Annotated in this window: 14 protein-coding genes; 6 read left to right on the top strand and 8 right to left on the bottom strand. The window is 69.8% G+C overall.

Annotated features, from left to right (window positions below):
• Positions 1–17: 17 nt before the first annotated feature.
• The 4 genes from RTA_RS08205 to RTA_RS08190 are packed head-to-tail and all read left to right on the top strand — an operon-like array spanning position 18 to position 4,082.
• Positions 18–1,127 (top strand): CgeB family protein, encoded by a 1,110-nt coding sequence (locus RTA_RS08205; protein WP_013900921.1) that lies wholly within the window; start codon positions 18–20, stop codon positions 1,125–1,127.
• Positions 1,124–2,272 (top strand): CgeB family protein, encoded by a 1,149-nt coding sequence (locus RTA_RS08200; RefSeq protein WP_013900920.1) that lies wholly within the window; start codon positions 1,124–1,126, stop codon positions 2,270–2,272. The genes RTA_RS08205 and RTA_RS08200 overlap by 4 nt, the downstream gene beginning before the upstream one ends.
• Complete coding sequence (locus RTA_RS08195; protein WP_013900919.1) at positions 2,269–3,081, top strand: TIGR04290 family methyltransferase; 813 nt, start codon at positions 2,269–2,271, stop codon at positions 3,079–3,081. The genes RTA_RS08200 and RTA_RS08195 overlap by 4 nt, the downstream gene beginning before the upstream one ends.
• Positions 3,078–4,082, top strand: coding sequence for an NUDIX domain-containing protein (locus tag RTA_RS08190; protein ID WP_013900918.1), 1,005 nt, complete (start codon positions 3,078–3,080; stop codon positions 4,080–4,082). The genes RTA_RS08195 and RTA_RS08190 overlap by 4 nt, the downstream gene beginning before the upstream one ends.
• 51 nt (positions 4,083–4,133) lie before the next feature.
• Here the strand turns inward: RTA_RS08190 and acs are convergent, their stop codons facing one another.
• Positions 4,134–6,119: an acetate--CoA ligase gene (gene acs, locus RTA_RS08185; RefSeq protein WP_013900917.1), complete on the bottom strand. Its 1,986-nt coding sequence runs from the start codon at positions 6,117–6,119 to the stop codon at positions 4,134–4,136.
• Between the two features lie 159 nt (positions 6,120–6,278).
• Between acs and RTA_RS08180 the strand changes: the two genes are divergently transcribed.
• On the top strand, positions 6,279–6,890 hold the full coding sequence (locus RTA_RS08180; protein WP_041675204.1) for a YqhA family protein: 612 nt from the start codon (positions 6,279–6,281) through the stop codon (positions 6,888–6,890).
• A gap of 87 nt (positions 6,891–6,977) precedes the next feature.
• A complete protein-coding gene (locus tag RTA_RS08175) occupies positions 6,978–7,640 on the top strand; it encodes a GntR family transcriptional regulator (protein ID WP_013900915.1) in 663 nt (220 codons plus the stop codon).
• 31 nt (positions 7,641–7,671) lie between these two features.
• On the opposite strand, the gene RTA_RS08170 is transcribed toward RTA_RS08175, so the two are convergent.
• The 7 genes from RTA_RS08170 to fumC form a co-directional block, all read right to left on the bottom strand.
• Positions 7,672–8,742 (bottom strand): isocitrate/isopropylmalate dehydrogenase family protein, encoded by a 1,071-nt coding sequence (locus tag RTA_RS08170; RefSeq protein ID WP_013900914.1) that lies wholly within the window; start codon positions 8,740–8,742, stop codon positions 7,672–7,674.
• Complete coding sequence (locus RTA_RS08165) at positions 8,739–9,767, bottom strand: PdxA family dehydrogenase (RefSeq protein WP_013900913.1); 1,029 nt, start codon at positions 9,765–9,767, stop codon at positions 8,739–8,741. The genes RTA_RS08170 and RTA_RS08165 overlap by 4 nt, the downstream gene beginning before the upstream one ends.
• A complete protein-coding gene (locus tag RTA_RS08160) occupies positions 9,754–11,175 on the bottom strand; it encodes an MmgE/PrpD family protein (protein ID WP_013900912.1) in 1,422 nt (473 codons plus the stop codon). The genes RTA_RS08165 and RTA_RS08160 overlap by 14 nt, the downstream gene beginning before the upstream one ends.
• Before the next feature lie 42 nt (positions 11,176–11,217).
• Complete coding sequence (locus RTA_RS08155; protein ID WP_013900911.1) at positions 11,218–12,282, bottom strand: ABC transporter ATP-binding protein; 1,065 nt, start codon at positions 12,280–12,282, stop codon at positions 11,218–11,220.
• 11 nt (positions 12,283–12,293) lie between these two features.
• Positions 12,294–14,012, bottom strand: a complete 1,719-nt coding sequence (locus RTA_RS08150) for an ABC transporter permease (protein ID WP_013900910.1) — start codon at positions 14,010–14,012, stop codon at positions 12,294–12,296.
• Positions 14,013–14,016: 4 nt separating this feature from the next.
• Positions 14,017–15,057 carry an ABC transporter substrate-binding protein gene (locus tag RTA_RS08145; RefSeq protein ID WP_013900909.1) on the bottom strand — a complete coding sequence of 347 codons (1,041 nt, stop codon included), beginning with the start codon at positions 15,055–15,057 and terminating at the stop codon, positions 14,017–14,019.
• Positions 15,058–15,196: 139 nt separating this feature from the next.
• Positions 15,197–16,576, bottom strand: coding sequence for a class II fumarate hydratase (fumC, locus tag RTA_RS08140; protein ID WP_013900908.1), 1,380 nt, complete (start codon positions 16,574–16,576; stop codon positions 15,197–15,199).
• Between the last annotated feature and the right edge of the window lie 23 nt (positions 16,577–16,599).

Here is a 16,599-nt window from a genome sequence, read left to right as displayed (position 1 = left end):
CGACTTCGAGAGGAACCATGAAACAGGGAATGGACATCGCGTTTTTCGCCTCCAGCCTGGTGTCCGCGTACTGGAACGGCGCGGCCACCTATTACCGGGGCATGGTGCGCGCGCTGCACGAGCGCGGCCACCGCGTCACCTTCTACGAGCCCGACGCCTTCGGCCGCCAGCAGCACCGCGACATGGCCGATCCGCCCTGGGCGAAGGTGGTGGTCTATTCGGCCCAGTCCGAGGCCGAGGTGCTGCGCACGGTGGAGCAGGCCCGCGGCGCCGACCTGGTGGTCAAGGCCAGCGGCGTGGGCGTGCACGACGAGCTGCTGGAAAGAGCGGTGCTGGACCTGCAAGGCCCGGGCACCCTGGTGGCGTACTGGGACGTGGATGCGCCGGCGACGCTGGACCGCATGCACGGCAACGCGGCCGATCCGCTGCGCGCACTGGTGCCGCGCTACGACCTGGTGCTCACCTACGGCGGCGGCGAGCCGGTGCGCCAGGCCTACCTGGGGCTGGGCGCGCGCGACTGCGTGCCCATCTACAACGCGCTGGACCCCAGCACCCACTTCCCGGTGGCGCCGAACCCGCGCTTCGAGGGCGACCTGGGCTTCCTGGGCAACCGCCTGCCCGACCGCGAGGCGCGGGTGGAGGAGTTCTTCCTGCGCGCGGCCAGCCTGCTGCCCTCGCACCGCATGCTGCTGGGCGGCAGTGGCTGGCAGGACAAGACCATGCCGCCCAACGTGCAGTACCTGGGCCACGTGTACACGGCCGACCACAACGCCTTCAACTGCACGCCGCGCGCGGTGCTGAACGTCAGCCGCGAGAGCATGGCGCGCTACGGCTTCTCGCCGGCCACCCGGGTGTTCGAGGCCGCCGGCGCCGCGGCCTGCCTGATCACCGACGCCTGGGAGGGCCTGGAGATGTTCTTCGAGCCGGGCCGGGAGATGCTGGTGGCGCGCGACGGCGAGGAAGTGGCGGCCCATGTGCGCGCGCTGGACGCCGAGGCCGCGCACCGCGTCGGCCGCGCCGCCTATGCGCGGGTGCTGGCCGAGCACACCTACGCGCACCGCGCGGCGCAGCTGGACGCGCTGCTGCAGGGGCGCCGCGCGGTGGCGCCGGCGGAGGAGTCCGCATGACATCCAAGCTGCGCATCGTCATCCTCGGCCTGTCCATCACCTCCTCCTGGGGCAACGGGCACGCCACCACCTACCGCGGGCTGGTGCGCGAGCTGGTGGCGCGCGGCCACGAGCTGCTGTTCCTGGAGCGCGACCAGCCCTGGTACGCGGCCAACCGCGACCTGCCGAACCCGCCCTGGGGGCGCACCGAGCTCTACGCCAGCCTGGACGACCTGCGCGAGCGCTTCCAGGCGCCGGTGCGCGACGCCGACCTGGTGATCGTGGGCTCCTTCGTTCCCGAGGGCGTCGCGGCCGGCGACTGGGTGCAGCGCACGGCGCGCGGCCTCACCGCCTTCTACGACATCGACACGCCGGTCACGCTGGCGCGCCTGGCCCGCGGCGAGCACGACTACCTGGCGCCGCGCCAGATCCCCGGCTACGACCTGTACCTGTCCTTCACCGCCGGCCCGACGCTGCAGCGGCTGGAGCGCGAGTTCGGCTCGCCGCGCGCGCGCCCGTTCTACTGCTCTGTGGATCCCACCCTGTACTACCCCGAGCCGCAGCCGCCGCGCTGGGACCTGGGCTACATGGGCACCTACAGCGACGACCGCCAGCCCGGCGTGGAGCGCCTGCTGCTGGAGCCCGCGCGCCGGCATCCGCCCGGCCGCTTCATCGTCGCGGGGCCGCAGTACCCGCAGCACATCGCCTGGCCGGCCAACGTGGAGTACCAACCCCACCTGCCGCCGGCCGAGCACCGGTCCTTCTACAACCGCCAGCGCTGGACGTTGAACATCACGCGCGCCGACATGGTCCAGGCCGGCTGGTCGCCCAGCGTGCGGCTGTTCGAGGCGGCCGCCTGCGGCACCCCCATCCTGAGCGACCGCTGGCAGGGCATCGAGGAGCTGCTGGCGCCCGGGCGCGAGATCGTGCTGGCCGACAGCACGGAGCAGGCGCTGGCCGTGCTGCGGGACTGGGGCGAGGACGAGCGGGCGCGCCTGGCCGAACGGGCACGCGAGCGCATCCTGGCCGGCCACACCGCCGCCCACCGCGCCGAGCAGCTGGAAGGCTATGCGCTGGAGCTGCTGCGCGCCGGCACGGGTGCGTCGCGCACCTCCCGGACCGGGGCGGCGCCGCAGGCGAGGCCGCACCTGGAGCCCGCATCGTGAGCGCGCGCGAGACCGCGGACGCCGCGCTGGCTGCGCCCCAGGCGGAGGCGGACGAACTGCAGCGCCAGATCGACGCCCTGGGGCCCTGGTTCCACAACCTGCACCTGCCCGGCGGCGTGCAGACCGTGCCGCGGCATTTCCTGGGCGGCGACTTCCCGCGCTTCAAGTGGCTGGAGATCGCGCCCCACATCCCCGAGGACCTCGGCGGCTGGCGCGTGCTGGACGTGGGCTGCAACGCCGGCTTCTACAGCTTCGAGCTGGCGCGGCGCGGCGCCGACGTGGTCGCGATCGACCACGAGCCGCTGTACCTGGAGCAGGCGCGCTGGGCGGCGCGGCAGTTCGGGCTGCAGGACCGCATCGAGTTCCGCGAGCAGGGCGTGTACGACCTGCTCGGGTGGGGCGAGGAGCGCTTCGACCTGGTCTGGTTCATGGGGGTCTTCTATCACCTGCGCTACCCGCTGCTGGCGCTGGACACCCTGGCCCGCATGACACGGCGGCTGATGGTGTTCCAGACCCTCACCTTGCCGGGCGAGGCGGTGTACGAGGACACGGCCGACCATCCGATCACCGAGCGCGAGCCGCTGCTGCACGAGGGCTGGCCCAAGATGGCCTTCATCGAGCACCGTTTCTCCGGCGACGAGACGAACTGGTGGGTGGCCAACCATGCCGGCTGCGAGGCCATGCTGCGCTCGGCCGGGCTGCGCGTGGTGGGACGGCCGGCCGGCGAGATCTACCTGTGCGAGCCGCAGGCGCCCGACCGGGCCGGGGCCATGCAATGGGACGCGGTGAAGGCGGTGATCCGGCGATGACGCAGGCGCCGCCGCGACAGGCGCACGCCGTGTGCGTGGGGGCTTTCACCCTGCCCAGTGCAGGCGATGTGCGGACCGTGCGCGAGGCCCTGGCCGAAATCGGGCGTTGCCGCGTGCTCATCGCGTCCGCCCACCTGCCGCGTTCGCCGCGCACGCCCTTCACCTGGCAGGAGCGAGCGGCGATGCTGCGCGACTCGCTCGACGGCGCGGAAGCCGCACGTGTGGAGTTCGTGCCGTTGCGCGAATGGTTCGACGATGCACGCAACGCGCAGGCACTGCAGCAGGCTGCGGACGCGGCCGGCGTGGCGCGGGACGCAGTGCGGCGCTGCGGCCCGGCACGCGACGAGTCGATGACGCCGGGCGACCCAGGCATGCGCGACCTCCATCCGGAGCTGTTCGCCGCCGACGACGCGCAAGCCGCGCTGGCAACCCTGCGCGGTCGCGTGGCGCCCGGCACGGCGGCGTTCCTGCAAGGCTGGCTGGGAATGCCGGACCATCAACGGCTGCGCGAGGAATGGCAGCAGATCGCGCGCGAGCGGGCCCTCTGGGCGGCCGTCCCCTACCCGGTGACGCTGGTGACGGTGGACGCCGTGGTGCGCGCCGCCGGCCACGTGCTGCTGATCCGCCGCGGCCGCCATCCCGGCAAGGGCCTGCGCGCCCTGCCCGGCGGCTTCCTGGAGACGCGCGAGACGCTGGCGCATGCTGCCATCCGGGAGCTGCTGGAGGAGACGCAGCTCGACGTGCCCGAGGCGCAGCTGTGGGCGTGCCTGAAGGCGGTGCGGGCGTTCGACCATCCCTGGCGCAGCCAGCGCAACCGCATCATCGTCCACGCCCATTTCTTCGACCTGCCCGGCGGCACGCTGCCGCGTGTGCAGGGCGCGGACGACGCGGCCCACGCCGAGTGGGTGCCGGTGGCCGACCTGCCCGGGCTGGACGGGCAGTTCCTGGACGACCACCTGGTGATCCTGGATCACCTCCTGAGGGGACTGGGGCTGCGTTAGCGCCCTCACCCCAGCCCTCTCCCGGAGGGAGAGGAAAGGGAGGGAAGCCCCTCAGTTCTTCTCGGCCAGCTGCTCGAGGATGGCCGGGTTCTCGAGAGTCGACGTGTCCTGCGTGATCGCCTCGCCCTTGGCGATGCTGCGCAGCAGGCGCCGCATGATCTTGCCGCTGCGGGTCTTGGGCAGGTTGTCGCCGAAGCGGATGTCCTTGGGCTTGGCGATGGGGCCGATCTCCTTGGCCACCCAGTTGCGCAGCTCGTTGGCGATCTTCTTGGCCTCCTCGCCCACGGGGCGCGGGCGCTTGAGCACCACGAAGGCGCAGACCGCCTCGCCGGTCAGGTCGTCGGGCCGGCCCACCACCGCGGCCTCGGCCACCAGGTCGGTCTTGGACACCAGCGCCGACTCGATCTCCATGGTGCCCAGGCGGTGGCCGGAGACGTTGAGCACGTCGTCGATGCGGCCGGTGATGCGGAAGTACCCGCGGTCGCTGCTCCGCACCGCGCCGTCGCCGGCCAGGTAGGTCCTGCCGCCCATCTCCTCGGGGAAGTAGCTCTTCTTGAAACGCTCCGGGTCACCCCAGATGGTGCGGATCATGGAGGGCCAGGGCCGCTTGATCACCAACATGCCGCCGGCGCCGTTGGGCAGGTCCTTGCCGGTCTCGTCGACGATGGCGGCCATGATGCCCGGCAGCGGCAGCGTGCAGGAGCCCGGCACGGTGGGCGTGGCGCCCGGCAGCGGCGTGATCACGTGGCCGCCGGTCTCGGTCTGCCAGAAGGTGTCCACGATGGGGCAGCGCTCGCCGCCCACGTTCTTGTGGTACCACATCCAGGCCTCGGGATTGATGGGCTCGCCCACGCTGCCCAGGATGCGCAGCGACGACAGGTCCCAGTTGCGCGGGTGCACCTTGGCGTCGGTCTCGGCGGCCTTGATCAGCGAGCGGATGGCCGTCGGCGCCGTGTAGAACACCGTCACCTTGTGCTTCTGGATCATCTGCCAGAAGCGCCCGGCGTCCGGCCAGGTCGGGATGCCCTCGAAGATGACCTGGGTGGCGCCTGCGGCCAGCGGGCCGTAGGCCACGTAGGTGTGGCCGGTGATCCAGCCGATGTCGGCGGTGCACCAGAACACGTCCTTGGGCTGGATGTCGAAAGTCCAGTCCATGGTGAGCTTGGCCCACAGCAGGTAGCCGCCGGTGGAGTGCTGCACGCCCTTGGGCTTGCCGGTGGAGCCCGAGGTGTAGAGGATGAACAGCGGGTGCTCGGCGCCCACGCTCACCGGCGTGCACTCGGCGCTCTGGCCCTTGAGCACCTCATCGAAGGTCTTGTCGCGGCCGGCCGCCATGTTGCAGGCAGTGGGCGTGCGCATGTAGACCAGCACGGTCCGCAGCGTGGTGCAGCCACCCATGGCGATGGCGTCGTCCACGATGGCCTTGAGCGGCAATTCCTTGCCGCCGCGCATCTGGAAGTTGGCGGTGATGACCGCCACCGCGCCGGCGTCGATGATGCGCTCGTTCAGCGCCTTGGCCGAGAAGCCGCCGAACACCACGCTGTGCGTGGCGCCGATGCGGGCGCAGGCCTGCATCGCCACCACACCCTCGACGGTCATGGGCATGTAGATGATGACCCGGTCGCCCTTGCGGATGCCCTGGGCCTTGAGCGCGTTGGCGAACTGGCCGACCCGCGCCAGCAGTTCCTTGTAGGTGACCCGGGTCACCGTGCCGTCGTCGGCCTCGAACACGATGGCGGTTTCGTTCTCCACCGGCGTGCCCACGTGCTTGTCCAGGCAGTTGGCGCTGGCGTTGAGCTCGCCGTCGTCGAACCACTTGTAGAACGGCGCGTTCGACTCGTCCAGCGTGCGGGAAAAGGGCCGCGTCCAGACGACGTTGTCGCGGGCCTGCTGGGCCCAGAAGCCCTGGAAGTCCTGCTCGGCCTGCCGGCACAGGGCCTCGTACGCGGCCATGCCGGAGATGCGCGCCGCCTTCACGGCGGCCTCCTGCGGCGGGAAGACGCGGTTTTCGACCAGGACCGATTCGATGGCGCTCATGCTTGTCTCCGGATGGTTGGAATTTGCGGCCAACTTTCAGCGGGTGCACTTACAGTGCACTGACTGGCTCCAAGCTTACAAAGCCGGGGCCGACGGGTGCAATGGGTCCAAACCTACAATAGCCCATCCTTGGCAAAACCCGCACCGCCCTTCTTCTTCATGCAAGACCCGAACCCGCTGCAAGGCAAGAACTCGCCCCTGCGTCCCCTGCCCAACCTGATCTTTGCCAGCCGCTGGCTGCAGCTGCCGCTGTACCTGGGCCTGATCGCGGCGCAAGCCATCTACGTCTACCACTTCTGGGTGGAGCTGGTCCACCTGATCGAAGCCGCCTTCGGCAGCCAGGCCGCGCTGCAGCAGCTGGTCACCAGCATCGGCTACAAGAGCACGGCGCCGCTGACCAGCCTGAACGAGACCGTCATCATGCTGGTGGTGCTGGCGCTGATCGACGTGGTGATGATTTCCAACCTGCTGATCATGGTGATCGTGGGCGGCTACGAGACCTTCGTCAGCCGCATGAACCTGCAGGGCCACCCCGACCAGCCGGAGTGGCTCAGCCACGTGAACGCCTCGGTGCTGAAGGTGAAGCTGGCCACCGCGATCATCGGCATCAGCTCCATCCACCTGCTCAAGACCTTCATCAACGCCGACAACTACTCCGACCGGGTGCTGATCGCGCAGACCGCGATCCACATCGCCTTCCTGCTGTCGGCCATGGCCATCGCCTACACCGACAAGATCATGTCGGGCATGGCGAGCAACGGCCGGCACTAGCGTCGCAGTGTCGACAGTCGATGCGCTTGTGTCGACACATTCCTATAATTGCCAACGTCGCCGCCCTGCGGCGCTGCTGCTCGCCGCATGTCCTCCGTCCCGACCGCCACCACCGAAAGCCCGCCGCTCAACATCGCGGAGCAGATCAAGCAGCTGATCTATGCGGGCGAGTTCAAGGCCGGCGACCGCCTGAACGAGGCGGCGCTGGCGGTGCGCATGGGCACCAGCCGCGGCCCGATCCGCGAGGCGATCCGCATCCTCGCCGGCACCGGGCTCGTCACCCCGGTGCCCAACCGCGGCGTGTACGTGCGGCAGGTCTCCATCCGCGAGATGCTGGAGATCTACGAGCTGCGCGCCCTTGTCTTCGGCTTCGCGGCGGAGCGTGCCTGCGAGAACATCACCGACGCCGGCCGCGCCCGCTTCGAGGCGCTGCTGGACGGCATGGACCGGGCGGCCGCGGAGAACGACAGCAACCTCTACTACGACCTCAACGTGCAGTTCCACGAGCTGGTCCTGGTGCTGTGCAACCACCAGCGGGCCCGGCTGCTGTATGACAGCTACGTGAAGGAGCTGCACCTGTACCGCCGGCAGAACTTCAACGCCCCGGGCAACATGCGCCGCTCCAATGTGGAGCACCGCAAGCTGTACGAGGCGATCTCCAAGGGGAACGTCGCCAAGGCGAAGCAGTACGCGCAGGAGCACATCCAGGCGGGCAGGCAGCGCCTTCTCGCGCTTGCCGACGAGAAATGAATCCGCCACGCCCGCGCTGGCGGGACGGCGGTCAGAGGTTCTCGATGACGGCGCCCGCGAATGACGCTGTGCGGCCCTGGCCCCGGATGTCCCCGGTCCTGGCCTTCGCGTTCCCCAGCGCCGCCGCCAGCCCTTTCTCCATGCTCGCCGCCGCCGCGACGGCCGGCGCGATCGCCTTCCTGCGCCCCAGCCAGTCCAGCATCATCCGCGTCGAATCCATCATCGCGTAGGGATTGGCGATGCCCTTGCCGGCGATGTCGGGCGCCGAGCCGTGCGTGGCCTGCGCCATCGCGAAGTCGCCCTCGCCGATGCACAGCCCGGGCGCCATGCCCAGGCCGCCCACCAGGCCGGCCGCCTCGTCGGTGAGGATGTCGCCGAACATGTTGGTGGTGACCACCACGTCGAAGTTCTGCGGGTCGCGCACCAGCCGCATCGCCATGGTGTCCACGATCACCTCGTTGACCGTCACGTCGGGGAAGTCCTTCGCCGCCTTGAGGCACTCCTCCACGAACATGCCGCAACCCAGCTTGAACACCGTGTTCTTGTGCACCACGGTCAGCAGCTTGCGCCGGCTGCGCGCCAGTGCCAGGGCGACCCGGGCGACGCGCTCGCTGCCCTTGCGGCTGATCACGCGCACGGAAATCGTCAGGTCGTCGTTCGGCCGGAACTCGCCCGAGCCGGCCACCACGTTGCGGTCCGGCTGGAAGCCCTCGTTGTTCTCGCGCACGATCACCAGGTCCACGTCGTCGCGCAGGCACCCGATGTCGGGGTACGAGCGGGTCGGACGCACGTTGGCGAACAGGTTGAAGTGCTTGCGCATGATGGGGTGCGGGTTGATCGCGCCCGGCACCTTGGGGTACTCGCGGTGGCCGATCGGCCCCAGCACGAAGCCGTCCATCGTCGCCAGCGTCTCCAGCGTGCCCGCCGGGAGCGTCGAGCCGTGCGTGTCCAGCGCGCGCCGGCCGACCGGCATCGGGCGCCAGTCGATGCGCAGGCCGTGCTTCTGCGCCGCGGCGCTGGCGACCTGCACGGCCGCGGGCACCACTTCGTGGCCGATGTCGTCGCCCTCGAGCACGCCGAGGATGAGGTGGGGGTCGTTCATGCTGCCGCCTTGCTGTTCCTGCGCGCGAGGGCCATGCGCGCCGCGATGCGGACGGCCTGCTCCAGCGCGCCCGTGTCGGCCTTGCCCTGGCCCGTGATGTCGAATGCCGTGCCGTGGGCCGGCGTGGTGTAGACGGTCTTCAGCCCCGCGGTGACGGTCACGCCCTTATTGAAGCCCAGCAGCTTGGTCGCGATCTGCCCCTGGTCGTGGTACATCATCACCACGCCGTCGTACTCGCCCTTGAGCGCCTTGAGGAAGATGGCGTCCGAGGACACCGGGCCGCTCACGGCGAGGCCCTCCTGCGCCAGCCGCTGCACCGACGGCGCGATCAGCCGGATCTCCTCGTCGCCGAACAGCCCGCCCTCGCCGCAGTGCGGGTTGAGCGCCGCCACGCCGATGCGCGGCCTGGCGATCCCCGCCTCGCGCAGGCTGCGGTCGGCCAGGTGCACCGCGGCTGCGATGCGCTCGGGCGTGATCATCTCCAGCGCCCGGCGCAGCGCCACGTGCGAGGTGACGCGGAAGGTCGAGAACTGCTCGATGACGTTCATCTCGCCGAAGAAGCCCTCGTGCCGGTTCCACGCGGCGAACATCTGGTGCTCGTCGTGGTACTTCCAGCCGCCCTGGTGCAGCGCCGCCTTGGACAGCGGCGCGAACGAGATGCCCTCGATCTCCCCGGCCTGGGCCAGCTGCGTCATGTGCTGCAGCGTCTCGCCGGTCAGGCGCCCCGACTCGGGCGAGTTCTCGCGCCTGGGCAGCTTCGCAGGGGCGATGTTGCCCAGGTCCACCACCGGGATCTCGTCGCGCGACCAGTCGATCGCCGCCACGCTGGTGCAGGAGCGCCAGGCCGGCGCGATGCCGGCATCGCGGCAGCCCAGCTCGAACACGCGGGCGTCGCCGATCACGGCGATGCGGGCCACCTCCCGCAGCGTCCCGCCGGCCAGCAGCCGGGCGCTGATCTCGGGACCGATGCCGGTCATGTCGCCCAGCATCAGCCCGAGCAGCGGGCGCGGATCAGGCGCGGTCATGCGCCAGCACGTCCATCAGCCGCGAGATGGCCGGCAGCGACTCGAGCTCGCGCACCATGGCCACCACCTCCTCCGCGCGCTGCTTCGGGAACCCCGCGAACCCGGCGTTCTCGCGGAACTTGTCGGCGACCTCGTCGTAGCTCATGGGCATGGCGGGGCTGCCCTTGCCGAAGTCGGCCCGGCCACGGACCTTGCGGCCGTTGGCCAGCTCGATGTCGATGAGGGTCGTCATCTTGTGGTAGCCGGCCGCCTCCGCTTCCTTGTCCACCACGAAATCGATCTTCTCGATCATTCTCTGCACGTCCGGACGCAGCACCACCTCGTCGGTGAACTCGTTCAGGCCCGCGCGTCCTTCCAGCAGCAGGATGGCCATGCAGAACTCCATGGAGAACTTGGCCTGGAGCTCGTTCCTGGGGCGGTGGTGGATCAGCGCATTGGGCATGTTGTGGTTGGTGCCCACCCGCACCCGCATCACGTCCTTGGCCTGGATGCGGTTCTCGCGGATGAGGCGCAGCATCTCGGTCATGCCGGGATGCGTGAGCGAGCCGGACGGATGCGGCTTGATCGACACGCCCGGCTCGGCGAAGGTCCAGGGCCTGCCCAGCCGGCCGGCGATGGCGTCGGCGTCGTAGCCGCCGCCGGCGGCGCTGAAGAAGCCGCGCGGCGCCTCCAGGATCCTGTCGGTCGCGGTCCAGCCGTAGGAGGCGAACTGCGCCGCCGCCACCCCGCTTTCCGAGGAGCGGCCGGCGTGGAAGGGCTTGGTCATGGTGCCGAAGTTCTCGCGCAGGCCGGCCGACTGGCTGCCGGCGATGGACAGCGCCCGGCAGGTCGTCTCCTCGTCCAGGTCCATCAGCTTGGACGCCGCCGCGGCGGCGGCGAAGGTGCCGCAGGTCGCGGTGGAGTGGAAGCCGGTCTGGTAGTGGCGCGGGTTGATCGCCTCGGCGATCTTGCATTCCACTTCCACGCCCAGGTGGTAGGCCAGCATGGCCTGCGCGCCGCTGGCGCCCACGGCCTCGGCCATCGCCAGCGCGGCCGGCAGCGCCGGTGCGGTCGGGTGCGTGAGCAGGCCGTAGACGCGGTCGGTGGCGACGGCCAGCTGCGTGTCGTCGTAGTCGTCGGCATGGATGCCGACGCCGTTGGCGAAGGCGGCGAAGCGCGACGCCACCTTCAGGCGGGTGCCGATCACGGTGGAGAGGCCCGGCCCCAGGCTCAGCTCGGCCAGGTGCCTGCGCACCAGGGTGCCCAGGTGGCTGGCTCCGCCGGAGAGCGCCAGGCCGATGCCGTCCAGGATGGATTTCTTGCCCAGGCCGGCCACGTCCTGCGGCAGGTCGGACAGCCTGCTGCTGCAGATGAAATGGGACACGTAGCGGGTCAGGTGCTCGGCGGCCGGTTGCTCGGTGTTGCTCACTCGGTGCTCCTCGTAGGGGTGGATGTTGCGGCGGGGTTCGGGTCAGTGGGCCAGGGCACGGCAGTGCTCCGGCGGCAGGTGCAGCCAGACGGAATCGCCCGGCGGGATGCTCACGTGCGAAGGCGTGACGGCGCGCAGGGTCTCGCCGCCGGGCAGGGCGACCAGGTAGTCGCGGTGCGAGCCCAGGTAGATCTGCCGCGTCACCCTGCCCTGCACCACGTTGGTCTCGCCGGCCGGCCGGCTCGCGCTCAGGCGCACGTCGTGGTGGCGCACGGAAACGGCGGTGTCGCCGTCCTCGGCGAACTCGCCCGAGCCGCAGCGCAGCAGCAGCTGGTTGCCGCCGGCCACGCCATTGCGGCCATCCCAGCGGCCGCGCAGGATGTTGGTGCCGCCTATGAAGCGCGCCACGAACTCGGTGCGCGGGCGCTGGTAGATGTCCTCGGGCGAGCCGGCCTGCTCGATCACGCCCTGGTTCATCACCACGATCAGGTCCGCCGCGGTCATGGCCTCGGCCTGGTCGTGCGTGACGTACACGGTGGTGTAGCGGTACTTGTCGTGCAGGCGGCGGATCTCGAAGCGCATCTCCTCGCGCAGGTTGGCGTCGAGGTTGGACAGCGGCTCGTCCAGCAGCAGCGTCTCGGGCTCGACCACCAGCGCGCGGGCCAGCGACACGCGCTGCTGCTGGCCGCCGGAGAGCTCGCCGGGGTAGCGCTGCGCCAGCTGCGCGAGCTTGGTCGCGGCGAGGATGGTCTCGGCGCGCCGGGCCGTGTCGTCCTTGGAGAGGCCGCGCAGCTTCAGGCCGTAGGTGACGTTCTCCATCACCGTCATGTGCGGCCACAGCGCGTAGCTCTGGAAGATCATCGACATGTTGCGGCGCTCCGGCGCCTCGCTGTCGCCGGGCGACGAGACGCGCCGGCCGCCGACGCGGATCTCGCCGCCGTCCGGCTGCAGGAAGCCGGCGATCAGGCGCAGGGTGGTCGTCTTGCCGCAGCCCGAAGGCCCCAGCAGGCACACCAGCTGCCCCTTCTCGACGGACAGCGAAACGTCCTTGACCACCGCCGCCGACCCGTATCTCTTGGTCAGCCCCTTCAGTTCCAGGAATCCCATGGCTTGTCTCCTCATCGGAGCGCCGGCAGGCGCTGCCCGCCGAGCAGCGGCAGGCGGTTGGCAATGAAGACGACCGTGAAGGAAACGGCCAGCAGCATGATCCCCAGCACGGAGATCGCGCCCATGTCGCCGCTTTCGTTGAGGTCGTAGATGATCACGGACACCAGCTTGGTGTTCGCGGTGGTCAGCAGGATGGTGGCCGACAGCTCGCGGATGGTGCCGATGAAGACGAAGCACCAGGTCGCGATCACGCTGGTGCGCAGCAGCGGCGCCGTGATCAGGCGCAGCGTCTTCATGCGCGAGGCCCCGAGGATGCGGCTGGCCTCCTCCAGCTCGGGGTGGATGCCGTGGAAGGCGGCCTGCATCTGCTGGTAGCCCGCCGGCATCTCGATGGTGAGGAAGGCGATCAGCAGGATCCACAGCGTGCCGTACAGCATCAGCGAGGGATGCGAGTAGGTCAGGAACAGGCCCACGCCCAGCACGATGCCGGGGATGGCCACCGGCGCCGTCGCCAGCAGGCCCAGCGCGCCGGCGCCGCGCACCGGGCTGCGCGAGACCATGTAGGCCGCCATGAGCGCGATGCCGGTGCCGATGGTGGCCGTGGCGAACCCGAGCACGAAGGTGTTGTACATGGCCAGCCGCGTCGCCGAGAACTCGAAGAACACGAAGTGGAAGTTGTGCAGCGTCAGGCCCTCGACGCCGTTCTTCGTGAGCGCGGTCTTCAGCAGCGCCGCATAGGGCAGCAGCACCGTCAGCGACAGCACGGCGAACGCGAACAGCGCCGCCACCGGCATCCACGGCCCCAGCCGGGAGATGCGCGGCGCGCCGCTCTTGCCGCCCAGCACGGTGTAGCCCTTGCGGCCCAGGATCCAGGACTTGCCCTGCAGCAGCAGCACGGTGATCAGCAGCAGCGGCAGCGCGGCGGCCGCGGCCAGCCCCGGCTTGGGCGGGAACTGGAACAGGCTCCAGATCTTGGTGGTGATCACGTGGAAGCCGGCCGGCAGGGCCAGGATGGCCGGCGAGCCGAACATGGTCAGCGCCTGCAGGATCGCGATCAGCGCGCCGGCCAGCACCGCGGGCAGCACCAGCGGGAAGGTGATCTTGCGCAGGGTGGTCCAGGCGCGGCCGCCCAGGATGGCCGAGGCGTCCTCCAGGTCGGCGGGCACGCGGTCCAGGCCGTTGGCCACCAGCGTGAACACGTAGGGGAAGGTGTAGCAGGCGATGGCGAAGACCAGGCCGCCGAAGCTGTAGATGTTGACCAGCGGGGCGTCGTACGGCTGCCCGCCCGCGGCCCAGCGCCAGAACACGTTGATGAGGCCGCTGTTGGGGGCGGCCAGGATCTCCCAGGCGATGGCCCCCAGGAAGGGCGGCGTGACGAAGGATGCCGTGACCAGCGCACGCACGGCGCGCCGGCCGGGCAGGTCGGTGCGCGAGACCAGCCAGGCGAGCGGCGTGGCGATCACCACCGACAGCAGGCCCACGCCGAGCGCCATGCCGGACGCGAGCACGTAGGGCTTGCGCAGCGTGGCGTCGCTGACCAGGGCCGCGAAATTGGCCAAGGTCGGCTGGCCGTCCTTGTCGACGAGGGCGTAGTAGGCGAGCCAGGCGAGCGGCAGCACCACCAGGACGGCCAGCACCGCGGCCAGCGCGTAGAACGCGGGCCGGGTGAGGTCGAACCGGAAGTGGGGTTTGCCGATCGCGACTTCTCGTTCGGGAAGCGCGACGGACATGGGCTCAGGTCCCGAAGTACTCTTCGTACTTCTTCTTGATGTTGTCCGGGTCCAGCTTGTTCGGATCGGAGTTCAGCAGCTTGATCTGCGACAGCGGCGTTCGGCCCGCCTTCTCCTTCACCTCGGGGTGGAAGGAGCGCAGGCCTCCGACGTCGCTGTTGAGCTGCTGCGCGTCCCTGGTGAACATGAAGTGGTAGAACAGCCTGGCCGCGTTGGGGTTGGGCGCGTTCTTCATGATCGCCGCGTTGCCGACCACGATGGGCGTGCCCTCGGCCGCGTAGACCGGCTCGATCGGCACGCCGCTTTCCTTGAGGATGAAGACGTTGTACTCGTTGCCGTCGGCCATGACGGGCCGCTCGCCGGCGGCCAGCTTCTTGGGCGGCTCGGTCGAGGACTGCACCTGCATGATCTTCTGCTTGCCCAGCTGCTCGAGGTACTTCCAGCCCAGGGGCGACTGCGACAGGGCCTGCGTGCCGGTCATGATGGTGCCGCTGTAGCCGGGGTGCGCCTTGACGATCTTGCTGTTCCACTTCGGGTCCAGCAGATCGGCGTGCGACTTGGGCGCCTGCTCCTTGGGCACCAGCTTGGTGTTGTAGGCGATCACGGACAGGTGGGCGCGGTAGGCGGCGTACTGGCCGTCGGCGTCCTTGTAGTCCTTGCCCCAGTGCTTGGCCACGTCGACCGGCACGGCGGGGGTCAGCCAGCCCTGCTTCTTGAAGTAGATGAAGTGCACGGCGTCCGAGGTCTCGACGACGTCGGCCGCGTGGATCTTGCTGCCGTACTCCTGGTTGATGCGCTGGAAGATGCGCTCGGCGCCGGAGCGCTCCACCTGCACCTTGACCCCCGGGTACTTGGCCTCGAACGCCCTGGCGAGCTTCTCAGCGACCTGGACGTCGGTGGCGGAGTACCAGACGACCTTGCCCTCCTTCTGGGCGGCGGCCACGAGCTGCGGCGTCGCGTCGTAGGCGGCGGGAGCTTGGGAATGGGCCGCACCCGTGACGAGTGCGGCCGCTATCGCCAGGATGGCGGCGGGCTTCACTGACATTGCTTGTCTCCTACGCGGCCTCGATCGAACCGCTAGGCCATTATTGGAGCCGCCGCCTTAAAGTGTCAACAGTTTGCACATGAACGTCGACACTCTGGAAAACCATTAGAACTTTATCGGCCGCATGCTCGTGCCTGCCTCAGACCATTTTCTCGGGCCGCACCCATTGGTCGAACTGCTCGGCCGTGACGTAGCCCAGGGCCAGCGCGGCCTCGCGCAGGCTGCTGCCTTCCTTGTGGGCCTTCTTGGCGATCTGCGCCGCCTTGTCGTAGCCGATGTGGGGATTGAGCGCGGTCACCAGCATCAGCGAGCGGTCGACCAGCTCGGCGATTCGCTCGCGGTTGGGCGCGATGCCCACGGCGCAGTGATCGTTGAAGCTGCGCATGCCGTCGGCCAGAAGCCGCACGCTCTGCAGGAAGTTGTGGGCGATCATGGGGCGGAACACGTTCAGCTCGAAGTTGCCGGAGGCGCCGCCGACGTTGACCGCCACGTCGTTGCCGAACACCTGGCAGCACAGCATGGTCAGGGCCTCGCTCTGCGTCGGGTTCACCTTGCCGGGCATGATGGACGAGCCCGGTTCGTTCTCGGGGATGGCGATCTCGCCGATGCCGCTGCGCGGGCCGCTGGCCAGCCAGCGGATGTCGTTGGCGATCTTGAACAGGCTGGCTGCCAGCGTCTTGAGGGCGCCGTGCGCGTGCACCAGCGCGTCGGCCGCGGCCATCACCTCGAACTTGTTGGGCGCGCTGACGAACGGCAGGCCCGTCAGGCGCGCCAGTTCCGCCGCCACTTTGTCGGCGTAACCGGGCGGCGCGTTCAGGCCGGTGCCGACGGCGGTGCCGCCCAGGGCCAGCTCGCACAGGTGCGGCAGCGCGCCATGCAGGTGCCGGTCGGCCTGCTCCAGCTGCGCCACGTAGCCCGAGAACTCCTGGCCCAGGGTCAGCGGCGTGGCGTCCTGCAGGTGGGTGCGGCCGATCTTGACGATGTCCTTGAACTCGGCCGACTTGGCGGCCAGCGTGCCCTTGAGCTTCATCAGCGAGGGCATCAGCCGTTGCCGGATGGCTTCCACGGCGGCCACGTGCATGGCGGTGGGGAAGACGTCGTTGGAGGACTGGCTCTTGTTGACGTCGTCGTTGGGATGGATGAGCCGCCCCTCCCCGCGCCGGCCGCCCAGCAGCTCGCTGGCGCGGTTGGCCAGCACCTCGTTGACGTTCATGTTGGTCTGGGTGCCCGAGCCGGTCTGCCAGACCACCAGCGGGAACTCGTCGTCGTGCTGTCCGGCCAGCACCTCGTCGGCGGCGGCGATGATGGCCGAGGCCTTGCGGTCGTCCATCAGCCCCATCAGGTGGTTGACCACGGCGCAGGAGCGCTTGACCTGCACCAGCGCCCGGATGAGCTCGCGCGGCTGGCGCTCGCCGGAGATGTCGAAGTTCTGCAGCGAGCGCTGGGTCTGGGCGCCCCACAGGCGGTGGGCCGGCACCTCGATGGGGCCGAAGGTGTCGTGTTCGGTGCGGGTGTTCATGGCAGCCAACGTACCACACGACT

This window comes from Ramlibacter tataouinensis TTB310, from assembly GCF_000215705.1.
GTDB lineage: Bacteria > Pseudomonadota > Gammaproteobacteria > Burkholderiales > Burkholderiaceae_C > Ramlibacter > Ramlibacter tataouinensis.
The sequence above is the reverse complement of the archived record's forward strand: the minus strand, read 5'-3'. Positions and strand labels throughout refer to the sequence as shown.